Raw genomic sequence first — 23,603 nt, 5'->3', positions numbered from 1 at the left:
ACTCACACGCTCACAACGGCCAGCGGCCGTCCCGCCCGGACCGCCGCAACTCCTGCCCCACCCACTGGAGTCCGGCCAGGAACCCCTCGACCCCCGCCTGGCACTGGTCCCGCCGCAGGTACCCCCGGGCGCTGCGGGCCACCGGAACGGCGTCGGCCGCCCCCCGCCGGGTGCTGCGCACCGGCAGGTAGGCGGCCCAGACCCACTGACGCCCCTCGGACTGTCCGACCGAACATCGCAGCGCGGCCCGCTCGATCAGCAGTTCCCGGACCGACTCGGCGAGTTCCTCCTCGCTCCGGTAGGTCCGCACGCCTACCCCGAGCGGCCGACCGTTGGCGGCCCGCAGCGCCCAGCCGAGGCAGCGGTCGGCCGCCGGCACGATCAGCAGCCGCGGACCGCGCCGCTCAGCGGCCATCGGTGCGTCTCAACGGCACCACGGGTTCCGGGAGTTCGCGCGGAGGCTGCTTGGAGAGCAGCACCACGAACCGCCGGAAGGCGTTCTGGCAGGTCGCGTACCGCTCGTACGCGCGGCTGGAGCGCACCTCGGGCAGGGCCCGCGAACCCGGGACGACCCAGATCCAGCCGATGCCCTCCCGCACGTGGGTGATCCGCGCGGTGAGTTCGACCGCCACGACCCGCAGGCCGTCGAAGCCCCGCTCGGCCTCGCCGGCCGTCTCGAACGCGGCCGGGGTGATCGCGACCACCCGTCCGTTGGGCGCCTTCAGTTGCCAGCGGTAGCGCCCGTCCGCCGCCCGTTCGGCGCGGAACCCCCCTCGACTTGCCCCTGCTGCGGTGTAGCCGCGGCCGGCAGCGTTCACTGCCCCCTCCGTCCGGTTGCCCTCCGGATTCCCCTCCGAGCGGAGTAAAGCTATGTGTGCACACGGAGCCCCCGAAAGCCCAGAACGTTCACAACTTGCGCCGTTGGTCGGGAAGTTCTCTCTCGTTTAACTTTCACGCGTCTCGATCGGAAACCGCCCCGGAACCGGCCCGGGCCGGCCCGTGACCGACCGGCAACCGGCCGGGAACCGCCGTGGACCGCTCAGAGCCGGGCGGTCCAGCGCACCATCGTCCCCTTGCGGTACGGCCCGCTCTCGTGCCAGGCGTCGCCGCCGAGCGCCTCGGCGCGCCGGGTGAGGTTGAGCAGGCCGCTGCGCCGGCCGCCCGGCGGGATGCCCACCCCGTCGTCGGTCACGGTGAGCAGGACGCCCGGCCGCCCGCCCCGGTCCAGCGACTCCGGGTCGCCGCCCACCGGGCGGCCGTCCTCGTCCAGGTGGGTGGTGGCGTCGATCTCCACCCCGACCCGGGAGGCGCGCGCGTGCCGGGCCGTGTTGGAGAGCATCTCGCGCAGGGCGGCCAGCAGTTGGCGGCCGGTGTTCTCGCCGACCAGGCTCTCCACCGGCCCGACGAAGCTCACCGCGGGCTTGAAGCCGAGCGCGGCCGCGGCCTGGCTGGCCTCGCGCAGCACCCGGGTGCGCAGGGTGTCCGGCGCGTCGCCGTGGTTGTCGTGCTGGAGGGCGTAGATGGTGGTGCGGACCTCCTGGATGGTGGCGTCCAGCTCGTCCACCGCCTTGCCGATGCCGACCTTCACCTCGGGGACGACCGCCCGCCGGGCGGCGCTCTCCAGCATCATCCCGGTGGCGAACAGCCGCTGGATCACCAGGTCGTGCAGGTCGCGGGCGATCCGGTCGCGGTCCTGGAAGACAGCCAGGCGCTGCTGGTCGCGCTGGCCCTCGGCGAGCCGCAGGGCGAGCGCGGCCTGCGAGGCGAAGGTCTCGGCGAGCTGCTTCTCGCTGTCGGTGAACGGCACCGCTCCGCAGGGGCGCCAGACGCAGAGCCCGCCGAGCACCCGCCCGGCGGCGACCATCGGCACCGCCATGGACGGGCCGAAGCGGCGGGCGAGCCGGATCACCACGGTCGGGTCGCTGGACATGTCGTCCAGGTAGACGCTCTCCCCCGCGAGCAGCCGGGCCGCGAAGCTCTCCCTGGGCAGCAGTTCGCCGCGCACGAACTCGGCCAGCTCACCGGAGGCGTGGGCGACCCGCATCTGCCCGTCGCCCTCGTCGCCGTCCTCCGGGCCGGTCGGCAGCAGGATCATGCCGAGCGCGGCGTCCGCCAGCTCCCGCACCTGCTCGGCCGCGACGGTCAGCGCGGTCTCGGCCTGCTCGGCGGAGAGCAGGGCGGTGGTGACGGCGGCGGCGCCGGCGATCCAGCGTTCGCGGCGGCGGCCCTCCTCGTACAGCCGGGAGTTCTCGATGGCCACACCGGCCGCCGCGGCGAGTGCGTGCACCACCTGCTCGTCCTCGGGCGTGAAGGCCCCGCCGCCCTTCTTCTCGGTGAGGTAGAGGTTGCCGAACACCTCCGCGCGGACCCGGATCGGCACGCCCAGGAAGGTCCTCATCTGCGGGTGGTGCGGGGGGAACCCGGAGGAGCGCGGGTCGGCGCCGAGGTCGGTCAGCCGCAGCGGCTCGGGGCGGTCGATGAGCACGCCGAGGATGCCCCGGCCGGCGGGCAGTTCGCCGATCTCGCCGGCGGTCCCGTCGTCGACCCCGACGTGGATGAAGTCGGCCAGACCGGTGCCGCCGGGGGCGATCACGCCGAGCGCCGCGTACCGGGCGTCGACCAGTTCGGCCGCGCCCACCGCGATCCGGTGCAGGGTGGCGTGCAGGTCCAGCCCCGCCCCGATCGAGACCACCGCCTCCAGCAGCCGCTGCATCCGGTCGGTGACCGCGGCGGCCGACTGGAGGCGCTCGGCGACCTCGGTGACCAGGGTGTCCAGCCCCAGCGAGGCGATCTCGGGCACCCGATGGGGTGTCGGCTCGGGCGTGGCCTCGGGGAGGTCCGGCGTGGGGTCCATGGAGAAAGCCTAGTTTGTACGCTTTTCAGCCGAAGGGCGGCGCGACGGGCAGTTCGGCAGGCAGTACGACGACCCGTACGACGGGCGGTACGACGGGCGGTACGGCGGGCCGCGCGGCTAGCGGCCCACCGGCTCCAGCAGTCCGTCCGCCTCCCGCTCCCGCCGCCGCATCGCGTGCAGCCGCCCGTCCGGGTCGGCGACCAGCTCGGACCAGCGGCCCCGCTCGGCCACCCGCCCGCCGTCCAGCACCAGCACCTCGTCCACCGTGGTGTCGTCCAGCCCGGCCAGCCGGTGGGTGATCAGCACCGTGGTGCGGCCCTCGGTGGCGGCCAGCAGGTCCGCGGTCAGGGCGTCCGCGGTGGGCAGGTCGAGGTGCTCGGCGGGCTCGTCCAGGACCAGGACGGGGAAGTCCGCGAGCAGGGCCCGGGCGAGTGCCAGCCGCTGGCGCTGGCCGCCGGAGAGCCGGGCGCCGTGCTCGCCGACCATGGTGTCCAGGCCGTCCGGCAGGCCCTCGGTCCACTCCAGCAGCCGGGCGCCGGCCAGCGCGGCGCGCAGCTCGTCCTCCGCCGCTTCCGGCCGGGCCAGCCGCAGGTTCTCCCGCAGCGAGCTGTCGAAGACGTGGGCGTCCTGGGCGCAGAGCCCGATCACCCGGCGGACGGACTCGCCCGCCAGCGCGCGGCTGTCCACAGCCTGTGGACGGCCGTCGGCGAACCGCACCGTCCCGGCGCTCGGCTCCAGGAAGCGCAGCAGCGCCTGGGCGAGGGTGGTCTTGCCGGAGCCGGACGGGCCGACCACGGCGATCCGGCGGCCGGCGGCGAGGTCGAGGTCCACCCCGGCGAGCGCGTCCACCGCCTGCCCGGGGTGGCGGACGGTCAGCCCGCGCACCGCCACCGGCAGCGGCTGCTCGGGCAGTGCCACCGGTTCGGCCGGCTCGGTGACCGGCACCGGGGCGTTCAGCACCTCGTCCAGCCGGGCCCGCGCGGCGCGGCTGCGCTGGCGGGCCTGGACGGCGAGCGGCATCCCGGTGACGGCCTCGAAGGCGGCCAGCGGGGTCAGCACCACCACGGCCAGGCAGACCGGCGCCAGCACCCCGTCGCGCACCCCCTGGACGCCGACGGCGGCCGCGGCGGTCACGGTCAGCCCGGTGAGCAGGGCGATCAGCCCGGTGCCGAGTGCCGTGGTGGCGGCCGAGCGGGCGGCCAGCCCGGTCAGCGCGGCGTCGGCGGTGCGGACGGCGGCCAGCCGGCCGGGCAGGGCGCCGGCCACGGTGAGCTCGGCGGTGCCGGTGAAGGCGTCCACCACGGCGGTGGCCAGGCGCCCGCGCGCCGGGGCCTGGCGCCGTTCGGCACCGGCCGACCAGCGGGCGGCCAGGGCGGGCACCAGCACGCCCGCGAGCAGCAGCCCGAGGCCGAGCACCAGCCCGGCGGCGGGCAGGAAGGCGGTCATCGCCACCGTCGAGGCCAGCGCGACCAGGCCGGCCACCGCGGCCGGCAGCCGCCAGCGCAGGTAGTGGTCCTGGATCGCGTCCACGTCGGCGACCAGCCGGGAGAGCAGGTCGCCGCGCCGGAAGGCGGGCAGTCCGGCCGGGGCGAGCGCGCTCAGCCGCCGGTAGACGGCGGCCCGCAGGGTGCCGAGGGTGCGCAGCACCGCGTCGTGCGAGACCAGCCGCTCGGCGTAGCGGAAGACGCTGCGGCCGATGCCGAAGGCCCGTACCGAGGTGACGGCCATCATCAGGTAGAGCACCGGCGGCATCTCGGAGGCCCGGGAGATCAGGTAGCCGGAGGTGGCCATCAGGGCGACGGCGCAGCCGAGGGCGAGCGCGCCGAGCAGGATCGAGAGCGCCAGCCGGGGGGTGGTGCCGCCCTCGGGGCCGGTCTCCTCGGCGACGGCGGGGGCGGGGGTCGGCTTCCCGCTGTGCTTCCCACCGTGGTGATCGCCGCAGTGACCACCGTCCGTGAGCGGGGCGGGCGGGGCGGCGGCGGGCCCCGCCAGCCGTACCCGCCGGTCGGCGGCGGCCAGCAGGGCCGGCCGGTGCGCGACCACCAGCACGGTGCGCGCCGGATCGGCGGCCAGCGCCCGGACGGTGTCCACGACGGCCGCCTCGGAGGCGCCGTCCAGGTTGGCGGTCGGCTCGTCCAGCAGCACCAGCGGCCGGTCGTCGGCGAGCAGCACCCGGGCGAGGGCGAGGCGCTGGCGCTGCCCGGCGGAGAGCCCGGCGCCGTCCTCCCCCAGGACGGCCGCCAGGTCGGTCACGAAGTCGAGCGCGTGCGCGGCCCGCAGCGCCGTCCACAGCTGCTCGTCGGTGGCCTGCGGCCGGTAGAGCCGCAGGTTCTCGGCGACCGTCCCGGCGAACAGGTGCGGGTGCTGCGGCACCCAGGCGATCTGCCGCCGCCAGCTCTGCGGGTCCAGCTCGGCCAGGTCGTGGACGCGGCCGTCGGCGGCGGTGATCCGGACGGTGCCGGAGTCCGGGGCGGTGAGGCCGAGCAGGACGGCCAGCAGGGTCGACTTGCCGGCGCCGCTGGGGCCGGTGAGCGCGGTGCTGGAGCCCGGGCTCAGGGTCAGCCCGGCGCCGTCCAGGGCGGGCTCGGTGCGCCCGGGGTGCCGGACGACCAGGCCGTCGGCGGCGATCTCGGCACCCGCGAGGTCCGGCGCCGGGGTGGTGCCGGCGGCGGGCAGCGGGGTCTCCAGCACCCGGAACAGCTCGTCGGCGGCGGTCAGCCCCTCGACGCTGGAGTGGTAGAGCGCGCCGACCTGGCGGATCGGGAAGTACACCTCGGGGGCGAGCACCAGGATCAGCAGCCCGGTCTCCAGGTCGAGCGTGCCGTCCACCAGCCGGAAGCCGACGGTGACGGCGACCAGCGCGACGGACAGGGTGGAGAGCAGTTCCAGGGTGAAGGAGGAGACGAAGGCGATCCGCAGGGTGCGCAGGGTGGCGCGGCGGTAGTCGGCGGTGATCCGGGCGATGGTGGCGGCCTGGGTGCGGGCCCGGTTGAACACCTTGAGGGTGGGCAGTCCGGCGACCACGTCGAGGAAGTGGTGGGAGAGCCGGGCCAGGGTGTTCCACTGCCGGTCCATCCGGGACTGGGTGGCCATCCCGATCAGCACCATGAACAGCGGGATCAGCGGAAGCGTCCCGGCGATGATCGCGGCCGAGGTGAAGTCGGCGCCGACGATCCGCAGCAGCACGATCACCGGGACGACCACGGCCAGTGCCAGCTGCGGCAGGTAGCGGGCGAAGTAGTCGTCCAGCGCGTCGATGCCGCGGGTGGCGAGGGTGGTGAGTTCGCCGGTGCGCCGGCCCGCCAGGTAGGACGGGCCGAGCGCGGTGGCGTGGTCGAGCAGCCGGCGCCGCAGGGTGGACTTCACCCGGGCGACGGACCGGTGCGCGGTGAGCTCGGTGAGCCAGCCGACCAGCCCGCGCCCGACCGCCGTCAGGGCGAGCAGCAGCAGCGGCGTGGTCAGCTCGCCGAGCGTCGCCCCGCGCTGGAAGGCGCGGACGACGATCTCGGCGATCAGACTCGCCTGGGCGACCACCAGGGCCGCGCCGACCGCGCCGAGCAGCACGGATCCGACGAGGAAGGCCCTGGTGGTGCGGGCGTACCCGAGGAGTCGGGGGTCGACCGGCTTCATGGCGTCAGGCCTGGTCGAGCGGGGCGGCCGGGTTGTGCCCGGGGATGTGCTGGACGCCGATCCGCTTGCGGAACACCCAGTACGTCCAGCCCTGGTAGAGCAGCACCAGCGGGGTGAAGATCGCCGCCACGACGGTCATCACCTTCAGCGTGTACGGCGAGGACGCGGCGTTGCTGACGGTCAGGCTCCATTCCGGGTTCAGGGTGGAGGGCATGACGTCCGGGAAGAGCGCCAGGAAGAGCATCGCGACCGCGGCCACGATGGTCGCCCCGGAGAGGCTGAACGCCCAGCCCTCGCGGCCGAGCTGGTTGGCCGCCAGGGCGCCGAGCAGGGCGACCACCGCGACGATCATCGCGGCGAGGCTGCGGCCGTTGCCGTGGTCGGCCTGGGTCCAGATCAGGAAGGCCAGCGCCAGCACGGCGGTCACCAGACCGGACAGCAGGGCGGCCCTGCGGGCCCGCTCGCGGATCTCGCCGACCGTCTTGAGCGCGGCGAACACCGAGCCGTGCAGGGTGAACAGGGCGAGCGTCACCAGGCCGCCGAGCAGCGCGTACGGGTTCAGCAGGTCCCAGAGGGTGCCGATGTAGTTCTTCTGCGCGTCGATGTCCACGCCGCGCACGATGTTGGCGAAGGCCACGCCCCAGAGGAAGGCCGGGAGGAGGGAGGTCCAGAAGATGGCCTCCTCCCAGTTCCGCTGCCAGCGGGCGCCGTCGCGCTTGGCCCGGTACTCGAAGGCCACACCGCGGACGATCAGGCAGACCAGGATGACCAGCAGCGGGATGTAGAAGCCGCTGAAGAGCGTCGCGTACCAGTCCGGGAAGGCCGCGAAGGTGGCGCCGCCGGCGGTCAGCAGCCAGACCTCGTTGCCGTCCCAGACCGGGCCGATGGTGTTGATCAGCACCCGCCGTTCGGCGGTGTTGCGGGCCAGCGGCTTGGTCAGCACGCCGATCCCGAAGTCGAAGCCCTCCAGGAAGAAGTAGCCGATCCACAGGACCGCGATCAGCACGAACCAGACGTCGTGGAGTTGCATGTCAGATCCTCAGTTCCCCGGTGTCCCGGCGCCTCAGTAGGCGAAGGCGAGCGGCTTGTCGGCGTCCTCGTCCGAGGACGGTCCGCGCAGCGACGGGTCCTTGGTGGGCGGCTGCTCGGTCACCACCGGGCCGGCCTTGGCGTACCTGACCAGCAGCCGGACCTCGATGACCGCGAGGATCGCGTACAGCGCGGTGAAGGTCGCCAGCGCCCCGATCTGGGTGCCGACACCGACGTTGGGGGAGACGGCGCTGGCCGTGGTCATCAGGCCGAAGACGGCCCAGGGCTGACGGCCCATCTCGGTGAAGATCCAGCCGAAGCTGTTGGCGATCAGCGGGAAGCCCATGGTCAGGATGCCGATCCGCCAGCTCCACTTGGTCAGCAGCGGCCCCAGCTCGCGCCTGGGGGTGAGCATCAGCCGGGGCACCTCGGTCTCGCCGGTGCGGAACTCGGGGCGCAGGAAGAGCTTCCTCCGGGTGGTCCACAGGCCGATCAGGCCGGCCAGGAAGGAGGTCATCCCGAAGCCGATCATGAGGCGGAAGCCCCAGTAGGTGACGAAGATGCTCGGGATGTAGTCCTTGGGGTCGCCGCCGTGCTGGGCGGCCTCGGCGGCGGCGGTGTCGTTGATGCCGGGGACGGAGGAGCTGAAGTCGCTGTGGGCGAGGAAGGAGAGTATTCCGGGGATCTCCAGGGCGACCGAGTTGTGGCCCTTGCTGACGTCGCCGACCGCGAAGACCGAGAACGGGGCCGGCGCCTGGGTCTCCCAGAGCGCCTCGGCGGCGGCCATCTTCATCGGCTGCTGCTCGAACATGACCTTGCCCAGGGTGTCGCCGCTGAGCGCGGTGCCGGCGCCGAAGACCACCGCGAGCACCAGGCCGAGCCGCAGCGAGGTCCGCATCGCGGCGGTCTTCTTCGGGTCGGCGGTCTCCGGCTTGCGCTTGGCCTTCCAGAGGTGGAAGGAGGCGATGCCGACGACGAAGGCCGCACCGGTGAGGAAGGCGGCGGTCAGGGTGTGGAAGACGACCACGAGGGTGGTGTTCTGGAACAGCACCTTGACGACGTCGGTCAGTTGGGCCTTGCCGGTGACCGGGTCGATCGCGTAGCCGACCGGGTGCTGCATCCAGGAGTTGGCGGCCAGGATGAAGTAGGCGGAGAGCACGGTGCCCAGGGCCACCATCCACATGCAGGCGCAGTGGATCTTCCTCGGCAGCTTGTCCCAGCCGAAGATCCACAGGCCGATGAAGGTGGACTCGAAGAAGAAGGCGATCAGCGCCTCCATCGCGAGCGGGGCGCCGAAGACGTCACCGACGAAGCGGGAGTAGTCGGACCAGTTCATGCCGAACTGGAATTCCTGGACGATTCCGGTGACCACGCCCATCGCGATGTTGATGAGGAAGAGCTTTCCCCAGAACTTGGTGGCGTGGAAGTACTTCTCCTTGTTCGTCCGCACCCAGGCGGTCTCCAGACCGGCCACGATCGCGGCCAGGCTGATCGTGAGCGGGACGAAGAGGAAGTGGTAGACGGTGGTGATGCCGAATTGCCATCGCGCGATGGTCTCGTGAGCGATTGCCAGTTCCACGTCGCCCTCTCTCCCAACCTGCCCGCGTGACGACGGGCATCTTCCGGACAAACTTCATCTATAGCCGTAGACCGTTGCTCAACCACGCAAGCTTGTCCGCTTGTGAACGTGAACACGTTCACAAGGAGCAGTATCCACCATCCTTACGAGGGAACTGCAGGTGGGGTGTGTTTGACAGCCCGGTGCGCTGCGCCACGGCCGCGGTGCGGTCCGCACAGTCTGCGGACCCCCCGCGGGCCGGGGCAACGAACGACGGGGCGGACGACCGGAAGTTGTTGGCCGAACCGGCGCTTGACAGGCCCGCGCCCCGGTCGCCCCGGCCGGATCCGCGTGCTACCGGCGCCCGGCCGGCGTGAACCCCGCGACGGCTCCGCCGGGTGCACCCGATCCGGAGTCCGGGGCCGGGAACGCCGGAACCGCAGGACGGGCCGGGGCCTGTCCTGCGGTTCCGGGGTGGTCGCGCCGTCCTCCCGAGCGGGCGCGACCGGGGTGGGTCAGGAGGTGGGGCGGGTGGCCGGCTTGCGGCGGGAGACGTAGAGGGCCGCGGCGCCGAGGCTGATCGCGAGGCCGGCACCCAGGGCGAGGTACGGGGTGGCCGGGTTGGAGCCGGTCTCGGCGAGTTCGGTGGTCGAGCCGGTGGTGGCCCGGGTGGTCGACGTGGTCGAGGTGCCCGACGTGGTCGAGACGGTCGACTTGCCCGTGGTGCCGGTCTTGGCCGTGGTGGTGGTGTTGGAGACCGGGGTGACCGCCGCGGGCTGCTCCGCCGGCTTCTCGGCGGGCTTCTCGGCGGGCTGCTCGACCGGCTTCTCGGCGGCCGCCCTCGCTTCGGCGAGGGCCTGGTCCGCGGCGGCCTTGGCGGCGGCCGCGGCCTTGGTGGCCTGGTCCGCCGTGTGGATCCGCCGGAACGCCTCGACCCGGGCGTCGTCCAGGGCGTTCCTGGCGGCGGTCACGGCGGCCTTGGCCTTCGTGTCCGCGGCGCTGGCGGCGTTCGCGGCGGCGTACGCCTTGTTCAGCCGCTCCCTGGCCGCGGGCAGCTCCTCCTCCGTGGCGACGCGGAACGCGTCGGAGGCCGCCTCGGCCTCCTTCCTGGCGGCGTCCTTGGCCGCGGCGGCCGTCACCGCGGCGGCCTTGGCCTCCTCGTACGTGCCCTGGTAGGGCTGGGAGTTGTCGAGGAAGGCGGAGGTCTCGGCCCGCACCTTGGCCTCGTTGGCGACGGCCGCCGTGTACGCCTTGGCGGCGTCGGCGGCGGCCCGCTCCAGTTCGGCGATCGAGCCGTTGTCGCTCCGGGTCTGCGCCGCGGACGCCGACTCCGCGAAGGCGGGTGCCGCGGAGAGCACCACGGCGGGCGAGACGACGGCGGCGACGAGGGCGGCCGAGACCAGCGAACGGCGGAGTTTCACAATGACCCCTTTCGGGCCTGCAGGAAAGCAAAAGCCTCGGCCGGAAGAGTTTCCGACGGCCGGGCAGCACCGATCATAGGCATACGCATTCTTGACGCTCCATGCCGGATTCCGGCAATGACCGGGCGCCGTGTCTTCCTGGTTCGCCGGGGAATTGACGAGTCGACAAAGTCGGGGGCGGTCCGCTCACAAAGGCCGGAATTCCCGACATTCGGGCGAACCCGCCGGAAATCCGGTCAGTGCTGGCAGGGCAGTTCGACGCGGAAGGTGGCGCCCTCGCCCGGGGCGGTGTGCAGGGTGAGGGTGCCGCCGTGGGCGCGGGTGAGGGCGGTCGCGATGGCGAGGCCGAGGCCGGCGCCGCCGCCGTTGTCGCGGCTGCGGGAGGGGTCGACCCGGAAGAAGCGGTCGAAGACCCGCTGGGCCTGCTCCTCGGTGAGGCCGGGGCCGGAGTCGGCGACCTCCAGCAGGCAGACGCCACCGGGGACGCTGCCCACCCCGATCCGGACCGGGGTGCCGGGCGGGGTGTGCTTGACCGCGTTGCCGACCAGGTTGGTGACCACCTGCCGCAGCCGGGCCTCGTCGCCGATGACGGGCGCGGCGCCGGGCGCGCCGGTGCCGGCCGGGCCGGTGAGCGCGACCGGGCGGCTCGGGTCGAGGGCGGTGAGGTCGTGCAGCGCGTCGGCGGCGAGGGTGCGCAGGTCCATCGGGGCGAGGTCGAGCGGGCGCTCCTCGTCCAGCCGGGCGAGCACCAGCAGGTCCTCGACCAGGGCGCCCATCCGGTCGGCCTCGCTCTCGATCCGGGTCATGGTCCGCTTGACGTCGGCCTCGGCGGGCAGCCCGCCCATCCGGTACAGCTCGGCGAAGCCGCGGATCCCGGCCAGCGGGGTGCGCAGCTCGTGCGAGGCGTCGGCGACGAAGCGCCGCATCCGGGCCTCGGACTCGGCGCGGGCCGCGAAGGCCGCCTCGATCTGGGTGAGCATCCCGTTGAGCGCGACCGACAGCCGGCCGACCTCGGTGCCCGGGGAGAGCTCCGGCATCCGGTGCGACAGCTCGCCGGCCGCGATCCGCTCGGCGCCCTCCTCGATCCGGCGCAGCGGCCGCAGCCCGGCCCGTACGGCGAAGAGGCCGAGCGCGGCGATCACCACCAGGACGCCGCCGCCGATGGCCAGGAAGGAGGTGCGCAGCTTGCCGAGGGTGGCGTCGATGTCCTCGCGGGAGACCGCCACCATGACGTGGGTCGGGGTGACCGCCGGCGAGGCGTACGCGCTGGGGTTGGCGGCCTGCCCGCGGGGGGTCTGGAGCGGCAGCACCAGGACCCGCCAGCGGTGCTGGCCGCGCTGGTCGGGCAGGTCGAAGGGGACGTCGGGGGCGGTCCGGGTCGGGTCCAGTCCCTCCAGCTGGGGCGCCGGGTCGCTGTCCGAGACGGGCTGGCGCATCAGCGCCTGGACCTTGCCGTCCGAGGAGAGGTACTGCACCAGGTACTGGCTGGGCAGGCTGACCCGCCGGCCGGCGACGGCGGGCCGGCCGGCGGTCTGCGCGGTCAGCTGGCCCGGGGGCTTGCGGGAGAGCGGCGGCCCGTAGCGCTGGAGCTGTTCGTCCAGCTGCTGCACCAGCTGGCTCCGGACGGTGCCGAGCACGAAGGTGTCGCTGACCGCGAGCCCGGTGGTGACCAGGGCGAGCACGAGCACCAGCAGCCGGGCGCGCAGCGACATCCGGGCGGAGAAGCGGGCGAGCACGAGCGGACCCGGTCAGCCCTGCGGGGGGCGGCGCAGGGCGTAGCCGATGCCGCGCACGGTGTGGATCAGCTTGGGGCCGTGCGCCGGGCCGGAGTCGAGCTTGCGGCGCAGGTAGGAGATGTACGACTCGACGATGGAGAGGTCCCCGCCGAAGTCGTAGGCCCAGACGTGGTCGAGGATCTGCGACTTGGAGACCACCCGGCCGACGTTGGCCATCAGGTAGTGCAGCAGCTTGAACTCGGTCGGGGAGAGCGAGACCGGGGTGCCGCCCCGGGTGACCTCGTGGGCGACCGGGTCGAGGCTGAGGTCGGCGACGATCAGCCGGCCGTCCTCGGCGGGCCCGCCGGCCCGGCGCAGGATCGCGCGGATCCGGGCGATCAGCTCCTCCAGGCTGAACGGCTTGGTGACGTAGTCGTCCGCCCCGGCGGCCAGGCCCTGCACCTTGTCGCCGACGCCGTCCTTGGCGGTGAGGAAGAGCACCGGCAGGTGGTCGCCGGGGTGCCCGTGGGCCGGGCCGGCTATCTGTCCGCGGCTGGTGCGCTCGCGCAGCTTCTCGACGACGGTGAAGCCGTCGAGGTCGGGGAGCATCACGTCGAGCACGACCAGGTCGGGGCGCTCGGCGGCGACCAGTTCGAGCGCCTCGGTCCCGCTGGCGGCGGAGGCGACGCGGAAGCCGGAGAAACGCAGCGAGGCGGAGAGCAGCTCGCGGATGTTGGGTTCGTCGTCCACGACGAGCAGGAACGCTTCGCCCTGGCCCCCGGCCACCGTGGAGCCGCCTGGTGTGGTGACAGTGCCTTGCACGGGGCTTTCGCCTCCCGGTCGGACGATGACGTTCAGCATGAGGCTAGCCCCCGGAGGCTATGCGGCATGGATGAATGTTGGATTAACACCTTATCGGTCGGTTTTTGGACGATCGGCGCACAGGGGTGGGCTCGATGGTGTGCGCACGGGCGTGGACACGACGCACGCGCGCCGGACGGGGGCCCCGCCCGCCCGGCGCGACGCGCCTCACGCCCGCGCACGACTCCGGATCGGCCGCCCCTGTGTCCACGGCCGGAGCCTCTCCGGGGGGCGCACCCGCCGGACGCGGCTGATCAGGCCCCCGGCGCGGCCGGGGCCTGCGCGGCCCGGATCCGGCGGTGGGCGGAGGCGGCCAGCCGGCGGCAGGCGGCCGGGCTGCGGCCGACGATCGCGGCCACTTCGACGAAGGGGTGGCCGAAGACGTCGTGCAGGACGAAGGCGACCCGTTCGGCCGGGGTCACGGCCTCCAGGGCCACCAGGAAGGCCGTGCTCACCGTCCCGTCCGGGGTGATCCGGTCGGCCGGGCCCGCCGCCGGGCCCGCCGGATCGGCCGGATCGGCCGCGGGGTCGGCCGCGGCGTCCGTCCACTCCCGGCGCGCGGGCAGCGGCCCGGGGGTCCACCCGCCGACGTGGCGCTCCCGCCGCACCCGGACCGAGCCGAGCCGGTTGAGGCAGATCCTGCTGGCCACCGTGGTCAGCCAGCCGCCGGACGAGACGATCGCCTCCCGCTCCCGCCGGGGCAGCGCGTACCAGCGGGCGTACGTCTCCTGCACCACGTCCTCGGCGTCCACCGGCGAACCGAGCAGCCGGTACGCCAGGTCGATCAGCCGGCGCCGCTCGCCCATGATCGCGCCCGGGCCCGGCTCGGTCGTGGTGCCGCCCCCTGCTTCCCGCACCCTGTCCCCACCCCTTCGACTCGACGGCTCTCCGCTCCTCCTATGACAGCGCGGCGGCCCGGGATGTGACGCCTTCCCGCTCATGTCACATATCGAGCGGCTGTTCTGTCCTGTCCGTCGTACCGGTGGAACGGAACGGAGAACCCGATGAACGACTTCCAGGCGATCGCCGACCGCGTCGAGATCACGGCCCTGCAGGCCGAGTTCACCGACGCGGTGATGATGCGCGACCGCGCCCGCCTCGCCGCGCTGTTCACCCCCGACGGCGTGCTGCGGATGCCCGACGTCCCGATCGAGCTGACCGGCCCGGAGCAGATCCGGGCCGGCGGCGAGAAGCTCCAGGAGCAGTGGGACTTCTTCATCCAGAACACCCACCCGGGGGCGGTCGTGATCGACGGCGACACCGCGACCGGCCGCGCCCACATCTACGAGCTCGCGCGCCTCAAGGACGGCCGGCAGGGGATCAACCACGCGATCTACCACGACCGGTACCGGCGCACGGCGGACGGCTGGCGGTTCACCGAGCGGGTCTACGAGACCCGGTACCTGGACACCAGCCCGCTGCCCGGCTCGGCACCGGACCCGGCCCGGCCGGTCCGCGGGGCCGGCCCGGCGGACGCCGGCCGCTGAGGCCGCGGAATCCCCTCGTTTTCCCTCCTGCTATGATTTGCAGCGAGGCGAAGGCAATGCTTTCGAGCAATTGCCCGGCCCGATCATTTCGGTGGTCATAGCGAGAGGGAAACGCCCGGCTCCATTCCGAACCCGGAAGCTAAGCCTTTCAGCGCCGATGGTACTGCAGGGGGGACCCTGTGGGAGAGTAGGACGCCGCCGAATTCTTCTTACGGCCCCTGCCGTGTCCGACAGTGACACGGCAGGGGCTTTTTTTCATTTCCCCTGCCGTTCCCCCCACCGTTTCTCCCGCCATTCCCCCCACTGCTCCCCCTGCTGCTCCCCCCGCCGTTTCGCCGCGCGCGGTTCCGGTGCCTCGGCACACCCTCCGGCACATCCAGCATGTGAGACGCGGAGTCCCGGAAGAGCCGCTTTGCGGGTATCTGAGAGGATGGCGAACATCGAAACGGACTTGCGTCTCGCCAACTGAGACTGCAATATCATGCTATGGACAACACTAGCGGCGTCGGCGTTCTCGACAAGGCCGCTCTGGTGCTCAGCGCACTGGAGTCGGGCCCCGCCACGCTGGCGGGGCTGGTCGCCGCCACCGGTCTGGCGCGCCCCACCGCCCACAGACTCGCCGTCGCACTCGAACACCACCGCCTGGTCACCCGGGACATGCAGGGCCGCTTCATCCTCGGCCCCCGCCTGTCCGAACTCTCCGCCGCCGCCGGCGAGGACCGACTGCTCGCCACCGCGGGCCCCGTCCTCACCCACCTGCGCGACGTCACCGGGGAAAGCGCGCAGCTCTACCGCCGCCAAGGCGAAATGCGCATCTGCGTCGCCGCCGCCGAACGACTCTCCGGCCTGCGCGACACCGTCCCCGTCGGCAGCACCCTGCCGATGAAGGCCGGCTCCGCCGCCCAGGTCCTCCTGGCCTGGGAAGAGCCCGAGCGCCTCCACCGAGGCCTCCAGGGCGCCCGCTTCACCGCCACCGCGCTCAGCGGCGTCCGCCGCCGCGGCTGGGCCCAGTCCATCGGGGAGCGGGAGCCGGGCGTCGCGTCCGTCTCCGCCCCCGTCCGCGGGCCGTCCAACCGCGTGGTGGCCGCCGTCTCCGTCTCCGGCCCCATCGAGCGCCTGACCCGCCACCCGGGCCGGCTGCACGCCCAGGCCATCATCGAAGCCGCCAACCGGCTCACCGAGGCCCTGCGCCGCAGCTGACGGAATCCGGCCGACGGACACGACGGCCGACGGACACGACGGAACGGGCCGCGCCCGAGGAAGAGACCTCCTCGGGCGCGGCCCGTTCCGTCGTTCCGGCCGCCCGTTCCCGTCCACGGCTCGATCCGTACGGTTCGAGCCGTACGGTTCGGGTCCTGCGGTTCGAGTCCTACGGTTCGAGCCGGTGCGGGCCCCGGAAGAGGAACGTCGCCTCACGGATCGACGGCAGGCCCAGCGCCAGCATGAGCAGCCGGCCGAGCCCCAGACCGAGCCCGCCGTGCGGCGGCGTGCCGTAGCGGAAGCAGTCGAGGTATCCGGAGAGCGGCCCGGTGTCCATGCCCTTCTCCCGGGCCTGGGCGACGAGACGGTCGTACCGGTGCTCGCGCTGGGCGCCGGTGGTGATCTCCACGCCCTTCCACAGCAGGTCGAAGGACTCGGTGACGGTCGGGTCGTCCTCGGGCCGCAGGTGGTAGAACGGCCGTACGGCGGCCGGGAACCGCGTGACGAAGACGAACTCGTGCCCGGTCTCCTCGGCGATCAGGGCGCACAGCGCGCGCTCGCCCTCGGGGTCGAGGTCGTCCTTGACGCCCTCCCGGTCCCAGCCGGTGGCGCGGAGCCGGGCCAGCGCCTCGGCCATCGTGATCCGGGGGAACGGCAGCCCGGGGACCGTGACCGCGGTGCCGAAGTGCTCGGCGATCGCCGCGCCGTGGCGTTCGGCCACGGCCGCCAGGACGCGGTGCAGCATCCGCTCCTCGAAGGCCATCACGTCCTCGACCCCGTCGATCCAGGCGATCTCGACGTCGACCCCGGTGAACTCGGTGGCGTGCCGGGAGGTGAAGGACGGCTCGGCCCGGAACACCGGCCCGATCTCGAAGACCCGGTCGATGCCGCCGGCGATGGCCATCTGCTTGTAGAACTGCGGGGACTGGGCGAGGTAGGCGGTGCGGCCGAAGTAGCCGACCTCGAACACCTCGGCGCCCGACTCGGAGGCCGTCCCCATCAGCTTCGGCGTGTGCAGCTCGGTGAAGCCCTCCTCGGCCGCCACCTCGCGCATCGCCCGCTCGACGGTCGTCTGGACGTCGAAGACCAGGTGCTGGGAGGGGCGCCGGATGTCGAGGAAGCGCCAGTCGAGGCGCTGGTCGATACCGGTCCTCTCGTCGATCGGCAGCTTCGGCTCGGCCGGTGAGACCACCTCCACCCGGGACGGGACGATCTCCAGCCCACCGAGCTTGACCTGCGGGTTGGCGACGACCTTTCCGGTGATCTTCACGGCGGACTCGACCGTCACGCCCTCGAAGGCGGCCTCGACGGCATCGCCCTCCCCACCGCGGAGGTGGGTGACCTGCACGAGACCGGTGTGGTCCCGGACCAGCACGAACTGGATGCGCCGCTGGAGTCGGAGCGTGTTCACCCACCCGTAGACGGTGACCGTCTCTCCGAGGTGCGCGTGGAGCTCTGCGACAAGGGTGCGCGTCATGGCAGGGGACCCCCTGGGGTGCGGGCGCGTTGGTCGCGCCACGTCGACGGGCGGTAAACGGCCGCCCTGGGCGCGTTCACCGTAGAGGATCAAGCCCGCGGGAGTCGCCCGGATTTCCGCCGTGTCCGGGCGGGCGGACAGCGCCCGGCGGCCCCTTGCGAGGCGCAAGGGGCCGCCGGAACGATTCGGTTGTGACCGGCCCGGCTGTGCCCGGCTCGGCCCGGCTGTGACCGGCCCGGCTGTGCCCGGCTCGGCCCGGCTGTGACCGGCTCGGTTGTGCCCGGCCGAATGCCTCGGGGCCGCCGGTGCGGCCGCGGGGCCGTCAGTGCAGCCGCGACTGCCAGTCGGCGGGGACCTTGCCGGCCGGGCCCGGGGTGGGCTGGTCGGCCGGGTGGGCGGTGGGCGGCGCCAGCGGCGGGCCCTCGTAGTACGCGCCGGTCTCCAGGTTCCAGAACCAGTCCTCGCCGGGCTCGAAGCTGACCAGGAACGGGTGGCCGGCCCCGCGGGCGTGCTTCGTCGCGTGCTGGGCCGGGGAGGAGTCGCAGCAGCCGATGTGGCCGCAGGCCGCGCAGCGCCGCAGGTGGAACCACCACCCGCCACCGGCCAGGCACTCCGCGCAGCCCTCGCCGCTGGGCACCGCGGTGGGGTCGATCCCCGGGATCGGCTCGCCGGTCATACCTGCCTCCTCGGCTGGGCGGTCCGTCCCCACCAGCCTGGCCCGGTCGCGGTGGTGCTGCCAGTCCGGCGGGCGGCCGCGGTGCGGGGGAGGCGGCGGTGCGGGTCGGCCGCCGTCCGGACGACCGCGGGCCGGCTTCGTCCTACGCTGGCTGGAGGGAATCTCGGGGACCCGCCGGCCACCACCCCACGGAGTCGCCATGGCCACCACGAAATGGTTCTTCGAACCCAGCCACACCGGTGCGGAGTTCCGCGCGAGACACATGATGGTCACCTACGTGCGCGGCCAGCTGAAGAACGTGCACGGCTTCCTGGAGGTCGACCCGGACGCTCCGGAGCAGGCCAGGGTCGAGGCGACCATCGACGCGACCCAGGTGTACACCGGTTCGCCCGAGCGGGACGCGCATCTGCGCAGCGCCGACTTCTTCGACGTCGAGCACCATCCGACCTGGAGCTTCGTCGGATCGCAGGTCCACCAGGTGAGCGCGAGCGGCTTCGAGGTCACCGGCCGGCTCACGATCCGCGGCGTGACCCGCCCGGTCACCTTCGACGTGACCTACCTCGGGCAGTGGGACACCCCGTGGTGGGAGGACGGGCGCGACCTGGGCCCCCGGCGGCGCGCCGGATTCACCGCCAGCACCCGGATCAACCGCCAGGACTTCGGCGTGAGCTGGAACGACGTGGTGGACCGGGGCGGCACGGTGGTCGGCAACCTGGTCGACGTCGAGGTCGACGTCGAAGCGGTCCTGGAGAGCGCTCCCGAGGCCGAAGACGCCGCCCCCGGGACCGGAGGTGCCGCCGCCTGACCGGACGCCCGCAACCTTTCGGCCCGCCCACCGCATCACAGTGAGTGCAGGACCACGGGAGGGGGCGGCGCCGCACACGGATCGGTCCGCATTGCGTACGGACCACCCAATTCCCCCGCATTCATTCAGTGCGTACACGACCCGCCCTGCCGGAGCCGGTCCCCCGCCTGTTGCACAGCCGTGACAACCACGCCCGAAAAACCGTTCGGCCGGTGACTTTCACCGGTTAGCATTCCGGAATGGATTCGAACCACCCCCCGATATGGAGTTCCGCCGAGGACGCGGCCGCCCAGCCGCCCCGCAAGGCGCCGCTCCGGCTGGCCCGCTTCGGTGCGACCTTCCTGGGGGTGAGCGTGGTGTCCGGCGTCCTGCTGGCCGGCCTCGCCCTGCCCGTCGCCGGCGGCATCGGGCTGGCGGCCAAGAACACGGCGGAGGGGTTCGAGGACGTCCCCTCCGACTTCAAGACCCCGCCGCTCACCCAGGCCACCCAGATCTTCGACGCCAAGGGCGGGCTGATCGCCAAGGTCTACGAGCGCGACCGCACCGTCATCACCGCCGAGCAGATGTCGCCGTTCATGCGACAGGCCCAGGTCGACATCGAGGACGCCCGCTTCTACGAGCACGGCGCCGTCGACCTCAAGGGCGTGCTGCGCGCCATCAGCAAGAACGCGGAGAGCGGCACCACCTCCCAGGGCGCCTCCACGCTGACCCAGCAGTACGTGAAGAACGTCAACGTGGAACAGGCCGGCGACGACCGGGACGCCGTCCTGGAGGCCCAGCGCAAGACCCTGGGCCGCAAGATCCAGGAGCTCAAGGTCGCCATCAAGCTGGAGGAGGAGGTGCCGAAGGAGCAGATCCTCACCAACTACCTCAACATCACGTACTACGGGAACGGCGCCTACGGCGTGGAGGCCGCCTCCCAGCGCTACTTCAGCAAGAGCAACAAGGACCTGACCGTCGCCGAGGCGGCCACGCTCGCCGGGCTGGTGCAGAACCCGTCCCAGTACGACCCGAAGCTGCACCCGCAGGCCGCGCAGAACCGCCGCGACACCGTCATCGACAAGATGCTGGAGAACAAGCACCTCACCGCCGAGCAGGCGAAGGAGGCGAAGGCCACCCCGCTGGGCCTCAACTTCAAGGCCCCGCAGAACGGTTGCATCACCGCGCAGGCCGGTATGGGCTTCTTCTGCGACTACGTGCGCCACGTGGTCAAGCAGGACCCGGTCTTCGGCAAGAGCGCCGACGAGCGCAAGAAGTTCTGGAACCAGGGCGGCCTGAACATCTACACCACGCTGGACCCGGACAAGCAGGCCGCCGCCCAGAACGCGGTGAGCAGCAACGTGCGGGTCACCGACACCGTGTCCGCCGCCGCCTCCATGGTCGAGCCCGGTACCGGCAAGATCCTGGCGATGGCCCAGACCCGCCCGTACGGCCTGGACACCAACCAGAACCAGACCGTCGTCAACCTCAACGTCGACGCGGCGATGGGCGGCGGCAACGGCTTCCAGCCCGGCTCCACCTTCAAGCCGGTCGTCGCGGCCGCGGCACTGGAGGCCGGCCTGCCGGCGACCCAGGAGTACTCGTCCCCCAACAAGCTCGAGTACCCGACGATGAAGACCTGCGAAGGGACCTGGAAGAACGACGCCCGCCCCAAGACGGTCGTCCCCAACGAGTCCGCGAGCGAGAAGGGCCCGTACCAGCTGAAGATGGCGATGGCCCTCTCGGTCAACACCTACTTCATCCAGATGGAGCAGGAGATCGGCCTCTGCGCGGTCAAGCAGATGGCCAACAAGCTCGGCATCACCACCAAGGCCAGCGGCAAGCCCCTGGAGGAGGTCCCCGCGATGGCCCTGGGTGTCGAGGAGATGAGCCCGCTGACCATGGCCAACGTCTACGCGACCTTCGCCGCCCAGGGCACCCACTGCGCCCCGGTCGCCATCAACCGGATCACCACCGTCGACGGCAAGGACGTCCCCGTCCCGGCCGGCCAGTGCGAGAAGGTGTTCTCCGATTCGACGGCGCGGGCGCTGAACACCGTCCTGAACGGCGTCACCGAGAACAACGGCACCGGCGCGGCGCTCAGCTTGGAGGACAACCGGCAGATCGCCGGGAAGACCGGCACCTCGGACCGCAAGCGGGCCGCCTGGTTCAACGGCTACACCCCGCAGCTCGCCACCGCCGTCTGGATCGGCGGCCCCCAGGGCGGCGTGGAGATGCGCAACATCACCATCAACGGGAAGTACCGCGCCGAGGTCTTCGGCGCCGACGGCCCCGGCCCGATCTGGCGGGACGCCATGAACCAGGCCCTGCGCGGCACCCCCAAGCAGTCCCTGCCGATGGCCGACATCCCCGACCCGGCGCCCAAGACCAACCCGAACAGCACCGGGACCGGGGCCCCCACCGGCCCGGCGCCCGGCGCGGGCCCGGCGACCGCGCCCCAGCCCGACCCCCAGCAGCCCGACCCCCAGCAGCCCTGACCGCGCGATCCCCGCAGCACCTCGCCCCGCCGAGCAGCAGCTCGGCGGGGCGACGTGTTCGGAGCCGGTCCCGATCCCGGAGGCACCCCGTCGGCACCCGTCGGCATCCCGGCGGCATCCCGGCGGCCCCCCGGCGGCCCCCCGGCGGCCCCCCGGGGGAGCGGGGAACCGCCGGAACGGGTCCTGCCGGGTGGGCCGTTACGGGGTGACGATCGGGAACTGCGGGTCGGGGAGGGTCAGCGTGCCGAAGACCCGGTCCGCCGCCTCCTGGGCGTGCTCGCCCTCCAGGAGGACCAGCTTGTCCTCGACCGCCGTGTCGAAGTTGCGCTTGAACCCGGGCCGCTCGGCCAGCTCGTTGAGCGTCCCGCGGGTCAGCCTGATGACGGCGTCCGGGACGCCGACGAGGCGGTCGCCGCCGTCGACGAAGACCAGCACCCCGTTGCGGAGCGTCGTGGTGCACCGGACGCCGGTCTCGACGCCGGTCTCATCGGTGAACACCCAGTCCAGCACGATCGGAACGCGGTACTGCTCGGCGGCCGCCGGCCCGTCCACGCTGCGGGCGAGCGCCGAGAAGTACTGCTCCAGGCTCGTGCTGCGGATCAGGTCGGACGAGGACTGGCTGAGGATCGCCGGCTGCGGACCGGCCACGACCTCCTGGGCGCCGACCAGGTAGGCGTTGCGCCAGGTGCCGTTCTCGGCGCCGTAGCCGAGCTGGGTGAGGACCCTGGCCTGGAGCTCCTTGGCCTGCTGGAGGGCCTCCGCGGAGATCCCGCCGTCCTGCGCCGCCGCGCCGAAGACCACGTGGTTCAGGAGCTCGGCCGCCCAGCGGAAACCCTCCGGGGTGTCCTGGCCGTACGCCTCCGCCGCCCTGGCCACCACCGCCTCCGCGCCGCCCATCGCCCGCACGTAGGCCGCGCCCGCCTGCACCGGCGGCAGCTCCCACAGGTGGGCCGGGTTGGCGTCGTACCAGCCCATGTACCGCTGGTAGACGGCCTTGAGGTTGTGGCTCATCGAACCGTAGTAACCCCGGTCGTACCAGCGGTCGTTCAGGCCCGGCGGGAGGGTCTTCAGCTCCTCGGCGATCTCGATGCCGGTCTGGCCGGCGTTGATCAGCCGCAGCGTCTGGTCGTTGAGGTAGCCGTACATGTCGCGCTGCTCGTTGAGGAATTCGAGGATGCGCGCGTTGCTCGGACTCCCGGTCGACTCGTCCACCTCGGCCCACATCGGCCAGTGGTGCGAGGCGAACAGGACGTCGGTCTCCTTGCCGAAGGTCTGGATCGCCTCGGTGAGGTACTTCGACCACGCGTGCGCGTCCCGGACCTGCGCGCCGCGCAGGCTGAGGATGTTGTGCATGGTGTGGGTGGCGTTCTCGGCGATGCACAGCGCCCTGGCGCCCGGCAGGTAGATGTTCATCTCCGCCGGGGCCTCGGTGCCCGGGGTGAGCTGGAACAGCAGCTGCACGCCGGCCAGCTCGTACTGGTACAGCCCCGGCCGCCAGGGGATGACGTGGGCCTGCTCGTTCCACTGCGCCTTCGGCACCGGCTGGTGCTCGGGCCCGCCGATGTGGACGGTCGGCGGGACGAGGGTCACCTCGCCGGTGGAGATGGTCAGGCCCAGGCCGGCACCGACCTGCCCCGCCGGCCCCTTGTCCAGCTGCGCCGCGTACATGTACTGGGCGCGCCGGGCCATCGCCGGGCCCGCGTAGATGTTCTCGCTGACGGCGTGTTCGAGGAAGCCCTCCGGCGCGACGACGGGGACGCCCGGCTCCAGCGGATCGCCGAGCTCGGCGAACAGGCCGCGCGAACCGCCGAAGTGGTCCACGTGGCAGTGGGTGTAGACGACGGCCTTGACCGGCCGCTGCTCCTTGGTGAGCTCGGTCCTGTCCCGGAACAGCCGGAGCGCGGCCTGCGCGGTCTCGTAGCAGGCGAGCGGGTCGATGACGACCAGGCCCTCGTCGGACTCGATGATCGTCATGTTGGAGAGGTCGTAGCCGCGCACCTGGTAGACCCGGTACGCCGGACAGCTGGTGACGTGGAACAGCCCGGCGACCGCGGTCAGTTCGCCCTGCCGGTGGAGGCTCCCGTTGACCGTCGGCATCTCGGCGCGCAGGTCCGGGTCGAGGAACTCGTACGCGGTGAAGTCCCAGACCACCTCGCTCCCGCCCTTGCGGGACATGATGACCGGGACGTCCGGCGGGGCGATCATGAACCGGCTGGCGTCGGCGAAGTCCCGGCCGTCCTTCTCGTCGGCGGCCCGGGACTCCTCCGCGGCCTTCCGGTTCGCCGCGGCGACGGCGGCCGTGGGCTCGATGGGTTCGGTGTACTCGGGCGTTCCAGGCATGGCGAAGCCACCTCCACATCGTTCGTGTGAGCGTCGCAGCGCGACCCGGTCACGCTATGCACGCGCTCAGTCA

Annotated in this window: 16 protein-coding genes, 1 rRNA gene and 1 pseudogene; 5 read left to right on the top strand and 13 right to left on the bottom strand. The window is 72.7% G+C overall.

Going from position 1 to position 23,603, the window contains the following annotated elements; all coding sequences use genetic code 11:
• Positions 1-10: 10 nt before the first annotated feature.
• The 10 genes and pseudogenes from ACGFSC_RS33970 to ACGFSC_RS33925 all read right to left on the bottom strand — a co-directional run.
• Positions 11-415: a hypothetical protein gene (locus ACGFSC_RS33970; protein WP_359914327.1), complete on the bottom strand. Its 405-nt coding sequence runs from the start codon at positions 413-415 to the stop codon at positions 11-13.
• The gene (locus ACGFSC_RS33965; RefSeq protein ID WP_359914330.1) at positions 405-818 is read right to left on the bottom strand and encodes a hypothetical protein; all 414 of its coding nucleotides are present in this window, start codon (positions 816-818) and stop codon (positions 405-407) included. The genes ACGFSC_RS33970 and ACGFSC_RS33965 overlap by 11 nt, the downstream gene beginning before the upstream one ends.
• Before the next feature lie 221 nt (positions 819-1,039).
• Positions 1,040-2,854 carry a GAF domain-containing protein gene (locus ACGFSC_RS33960; RefSeq protein WP_380636410.1) on the bottom strand — a complete coding sequence of 605 codons (1,815 nt, stop codon included), beginning with the start codon at positions 2,852-2,854 and terminating at the stop codon, positions 1,040-1,042.
• 117 nt (positions 2,855-2,971) lie between these two features.
• Positions 2,972-6,484 carry a thiol reductant ABC exporter subunit CydD gene (cydD, locus tag ACGFSC_RS33955; protein WP_359914332.1) on the bottom strand — a complete coding sequence of 1,171 codons (3,513 nt, stop codon included), beginning with the start codon at positions 6,482-6,484 and terminating at the stop codon, positions 2,972-2,974.
• A 4-nt stretch (positions 6,485-6,488) separates the two neighbouring features.
• The gene (gene cydB, locus ACGFSC_RS33950) at positions 6,489-7,514 is read right to left on the bottom strand and encodes a cytochrome d ubiquinol oxidase subunit II (RefSeq protein ID WP_359914335.1); all 1,026 of its coding nucleotides are present in this window, start codon (positions 7,512-7,514) and stop codon (positions 6,489-6,491) included.
• Positions 7,515-7,547: 33 nt separating this feature from the next.
• Positions 7,548-9,092 carry a cytochrome ubiquinol oxidase subunit I gene (locus ACGFSC_RS33945; RefSeq protein WP_359914338.1) on the bottom strand — a complete coding sequence of 515 codons (1,545 nt, stop codon included), beginning with the start codon at positions 9,090-9,092 and terminating at the stop codon, positions 7,548-7,550.
• Between the two features lie 494 nt (positions 9,093-9,586).
• Positions 9,587-10,492 carry an LPXTG cell wall anchor domain-containing protein gene (locus ACGFSC_RS33940; protein WP_359914341.1) on the bottom strand — a complete coding sequence of 302 codons (906 nt, stop codon included), beginning with the start codon at positions 10,490-10,492 and terminating at the stop codon, positions 9,587-9,589.
• A 236-nt stretch (positions 10,493-10,728) separates the two neighbouring features.
• A complete protein-coding gene (locus tag ACGFSC_RS33935) occupies positions 10,729-12,228 on the bottom strand; it encodes a HAMP domain-containing sensor histidine kinase (protein ID WP_359914343.1) in 1,500 nt (499 codons plus the stop codon).
• A 12-nt stretch (positions 12,229-12,240) separates the two neighbouring features.
• Positions 12,241-13,029, bottom strand: a complete 789-nt coding sequence (locus ACGFSC_RS33930; protein WP_359914346.1) for a response regulator transcription factor — start codon at positions 13,027-13,029, stop codon at positions 12,241-12,243.
• A 296-nt stretch (positions 13,030-13,325) separates the two neighbouring features.
• Positions 13,326-13,874 (bottom strand): annotated as a pseudogene (locus ACGFSC_RS33925) (sigma factor); the annotation flags it as partial.
• Between the two features lie 198 nt (positions 13,875-14,072).
• Between ACGFSC_RS33925 and ACGFSC_RS33920 the strand changes: the two are divergent.
• The 3 genes from ACGFSC_RS33920 (at position 14,073) to ACGFSC_RS33910 (ending at position 15,755) form a co-directional block, all read left to right on the top strand.
• On the top strand, positions 14,073-14,555 hold the full coding sequence (locus ACGFSC_RS33920) for a nuclear transport factor 2 family protein (protein ID WP_359914348.1): 483 nt from the start codon (positions 14,073-14,075) through the stop codon (positions 14,553-14,555).
• Between the two features lie 87 nt (positions 14,556-14,642).
• Positions 14,643-14,759: ribosomal RNA gene (gene rrf / locus ACGFSC_RS33915) — 5S ribosomal RNA — on the top strand.
• Between the two features lie 282 nt (positions 14,760-15,041).
• Entirely contained in the window at positions 15,042-15,755 is a 714-nt protein-coding gene (locus ACGFSC_RS33910; RefSeq protein ID WP_030246527.1) for an IclR family transcriptional regulator, read from the top strand.
• A 169-nt stretch (positions 15,756-15,924) separates the two neighbouring features.
• Here ACGFSC_RS33910 and aspS read toward each other — a convergent pair whose 3' ends face one another.
• Positions 15,925-17,232: an aspartate--tRNA(Asn) ligase gene (gene aspS / locus ACGFSC_RS33905; RefSeq protein WP_359905079.1), complete on the bottom strand. Its 1,308-nt coding sequence runs from the start codon at positions 17,230-17,232 to the stop codon at positions 15,925-15,927.
• A 322-nt stretch (positions 17,233-17,554) separates the two neighbouring features.
• On the bottom strand, positions 17,555-17,908 hold the full coding sequence (locus ACGFSC_RS33900) for a UBP-type zinc finger domain-containing protein (RefSeq protein ID WP_359905082.1): 354 nt from the start codon (positions 17,906-17,908) through the stop codon (positions 17,555-17,557).
• A gap of 199 nt (positions 17,909-18,107) precedes the next feature.
• Here ACGFSC_RS33900 and ACGFSC_RS33895 point away from each other — a divergent pair, with 199 nt between their 5' ends.
• Both ACGFSC_RS33895 and ACGFSC_RS33890 read left to right on the top strand, forming a co-directional pair.
• Entirely contained in the window at positions 18,108-18,713 is a 606-nt protein-coding gene (locus tag ACGFSC_RS33895) for a YceI family protein (RefSeq protein ID WP_359905084.1), read from the top strand.
• 239 nt (positions 18,714-18,952) lie between these two features.
• Positions 18,953-21,190, top strand: coding sequence for a transglycosylase domain-containing protein (locus ACGFSC_RS33890; protein ID WP_359905087.1), 2,238 nt, complete (start codon positions 18,953-18,955; stop codon positions 21,188-21,190).
• A gap of 198 nt (positions 21,191-21,388) precedes the next feature.
• Here ACGFSC_RS33890 and ACGFSC_RS33885 read toward each other — a convergent pair whose 3' ends face one another.
• On the bottom strand, positions 21,389-23,530 hold the full coding sequence (locus tag ACGFSC_RS33885; protein ID WP_359905090.1) for an alkyl sulfatase dimerization domain-containing protein: 2,142 nt from the start codon (positions 23,528-23,530) through the stop codon (positions 21,389-21,391).
• Positions 23,531-23,603 lie beyond the last annotated feature (73 nt).

Origin of the sequence: Kitasatospora sp. NPDC048715 (assembly GCF_043198905.1) — a bacterium.
Classification (GTDB): Bacteria; Actinomycetota; Actinomycetes; order Streptomycetales; family Streptomycetaceae; genus Kitasatospora; species Kitasatospora lactacystinica.
This window is presented reverse-complemented; position numbering and strand designations above follow the sequence as displayed.

Bases quoted from the DNA above. Each gene is read 5' to 3' on its own strand.
- ACGFSC_RS33970 (WP_359914327.1), bottom strand. From the start codon at position 415: ATGGCCGCTGAGCGGCGCGGTCCGCGGCTGCTGATCGTGCCGGCGGCC.
- ACGFSC_RS33960 (WP_380636410.1), bottom strand. From the start codon at position 2,854: ATGGACCCCACGCCGGACCTCCCCGAGGCCACGCCCGAGCCGACACCC.
- cydD (WP_359914332.1), bottom strand. From the start codon at position 6,484: ATGAAGCCGGTCGACCCCCGACTCCTCGGGTACGCCCGCACCACCAGG.
- cydB (WP_359914335.1), bottom strand. From the start codon at position 7,514: ATGCAACTCCACGACGTCTGGTTCGTGCTGATCGCGGTCCTGTGGATC.
- ACGFSC_RS33920 (WP_359914348.1), top strand. From the start codon at position 14,073: ATGAACGACTTCCAGGCGATCGCCGACCGCGTCGAGATCACGGCCCTG.
- ACGFSC_RS33910 (WP_030246527.1), top strand. From the start codon at position 15,042: ATGGACAACACTAGCGGCGTCGGCGTTCTCGACAAGGCCGCTCTGGTG.
- aspS (WP_359905079.1), bottom strand. From the start codon at position 17,232: ATGACGCGCACCCTTGTCGCAGAGCTCCACGCGCACCTCGGAGAGACG.
- ACGFSC_RS33900 (WP_359905082.1), bottom strand. From the start codon at position 17,908: ATGACCGGCGAGCCGATCCCGGGGATCGACCCCACCGCGGTGCCCAGC.
- ACGFSC_RS33895 (WP_359905084.1), top strand. From the start codon at position 18,108: ATGGCCACCACGAAATGGTTCTTCGAACCCAGCCACACCGGTGCGGAG.
- ACGFSC_RS33890 (WP_359905087.1), top strand. From the start codon at position 18,953: ATGGATTCGAACCACCCCCCGATATGGAGTTCCGCCGAGGACGCGGCC.
- ACGFSC_RS33885 (WP_359905090.1), bottom strand. From the start codon at position 23,530: ATGCCTGGAACGCCCGAGTACACCGAACCCATCGAGCCCACGGCCGCC.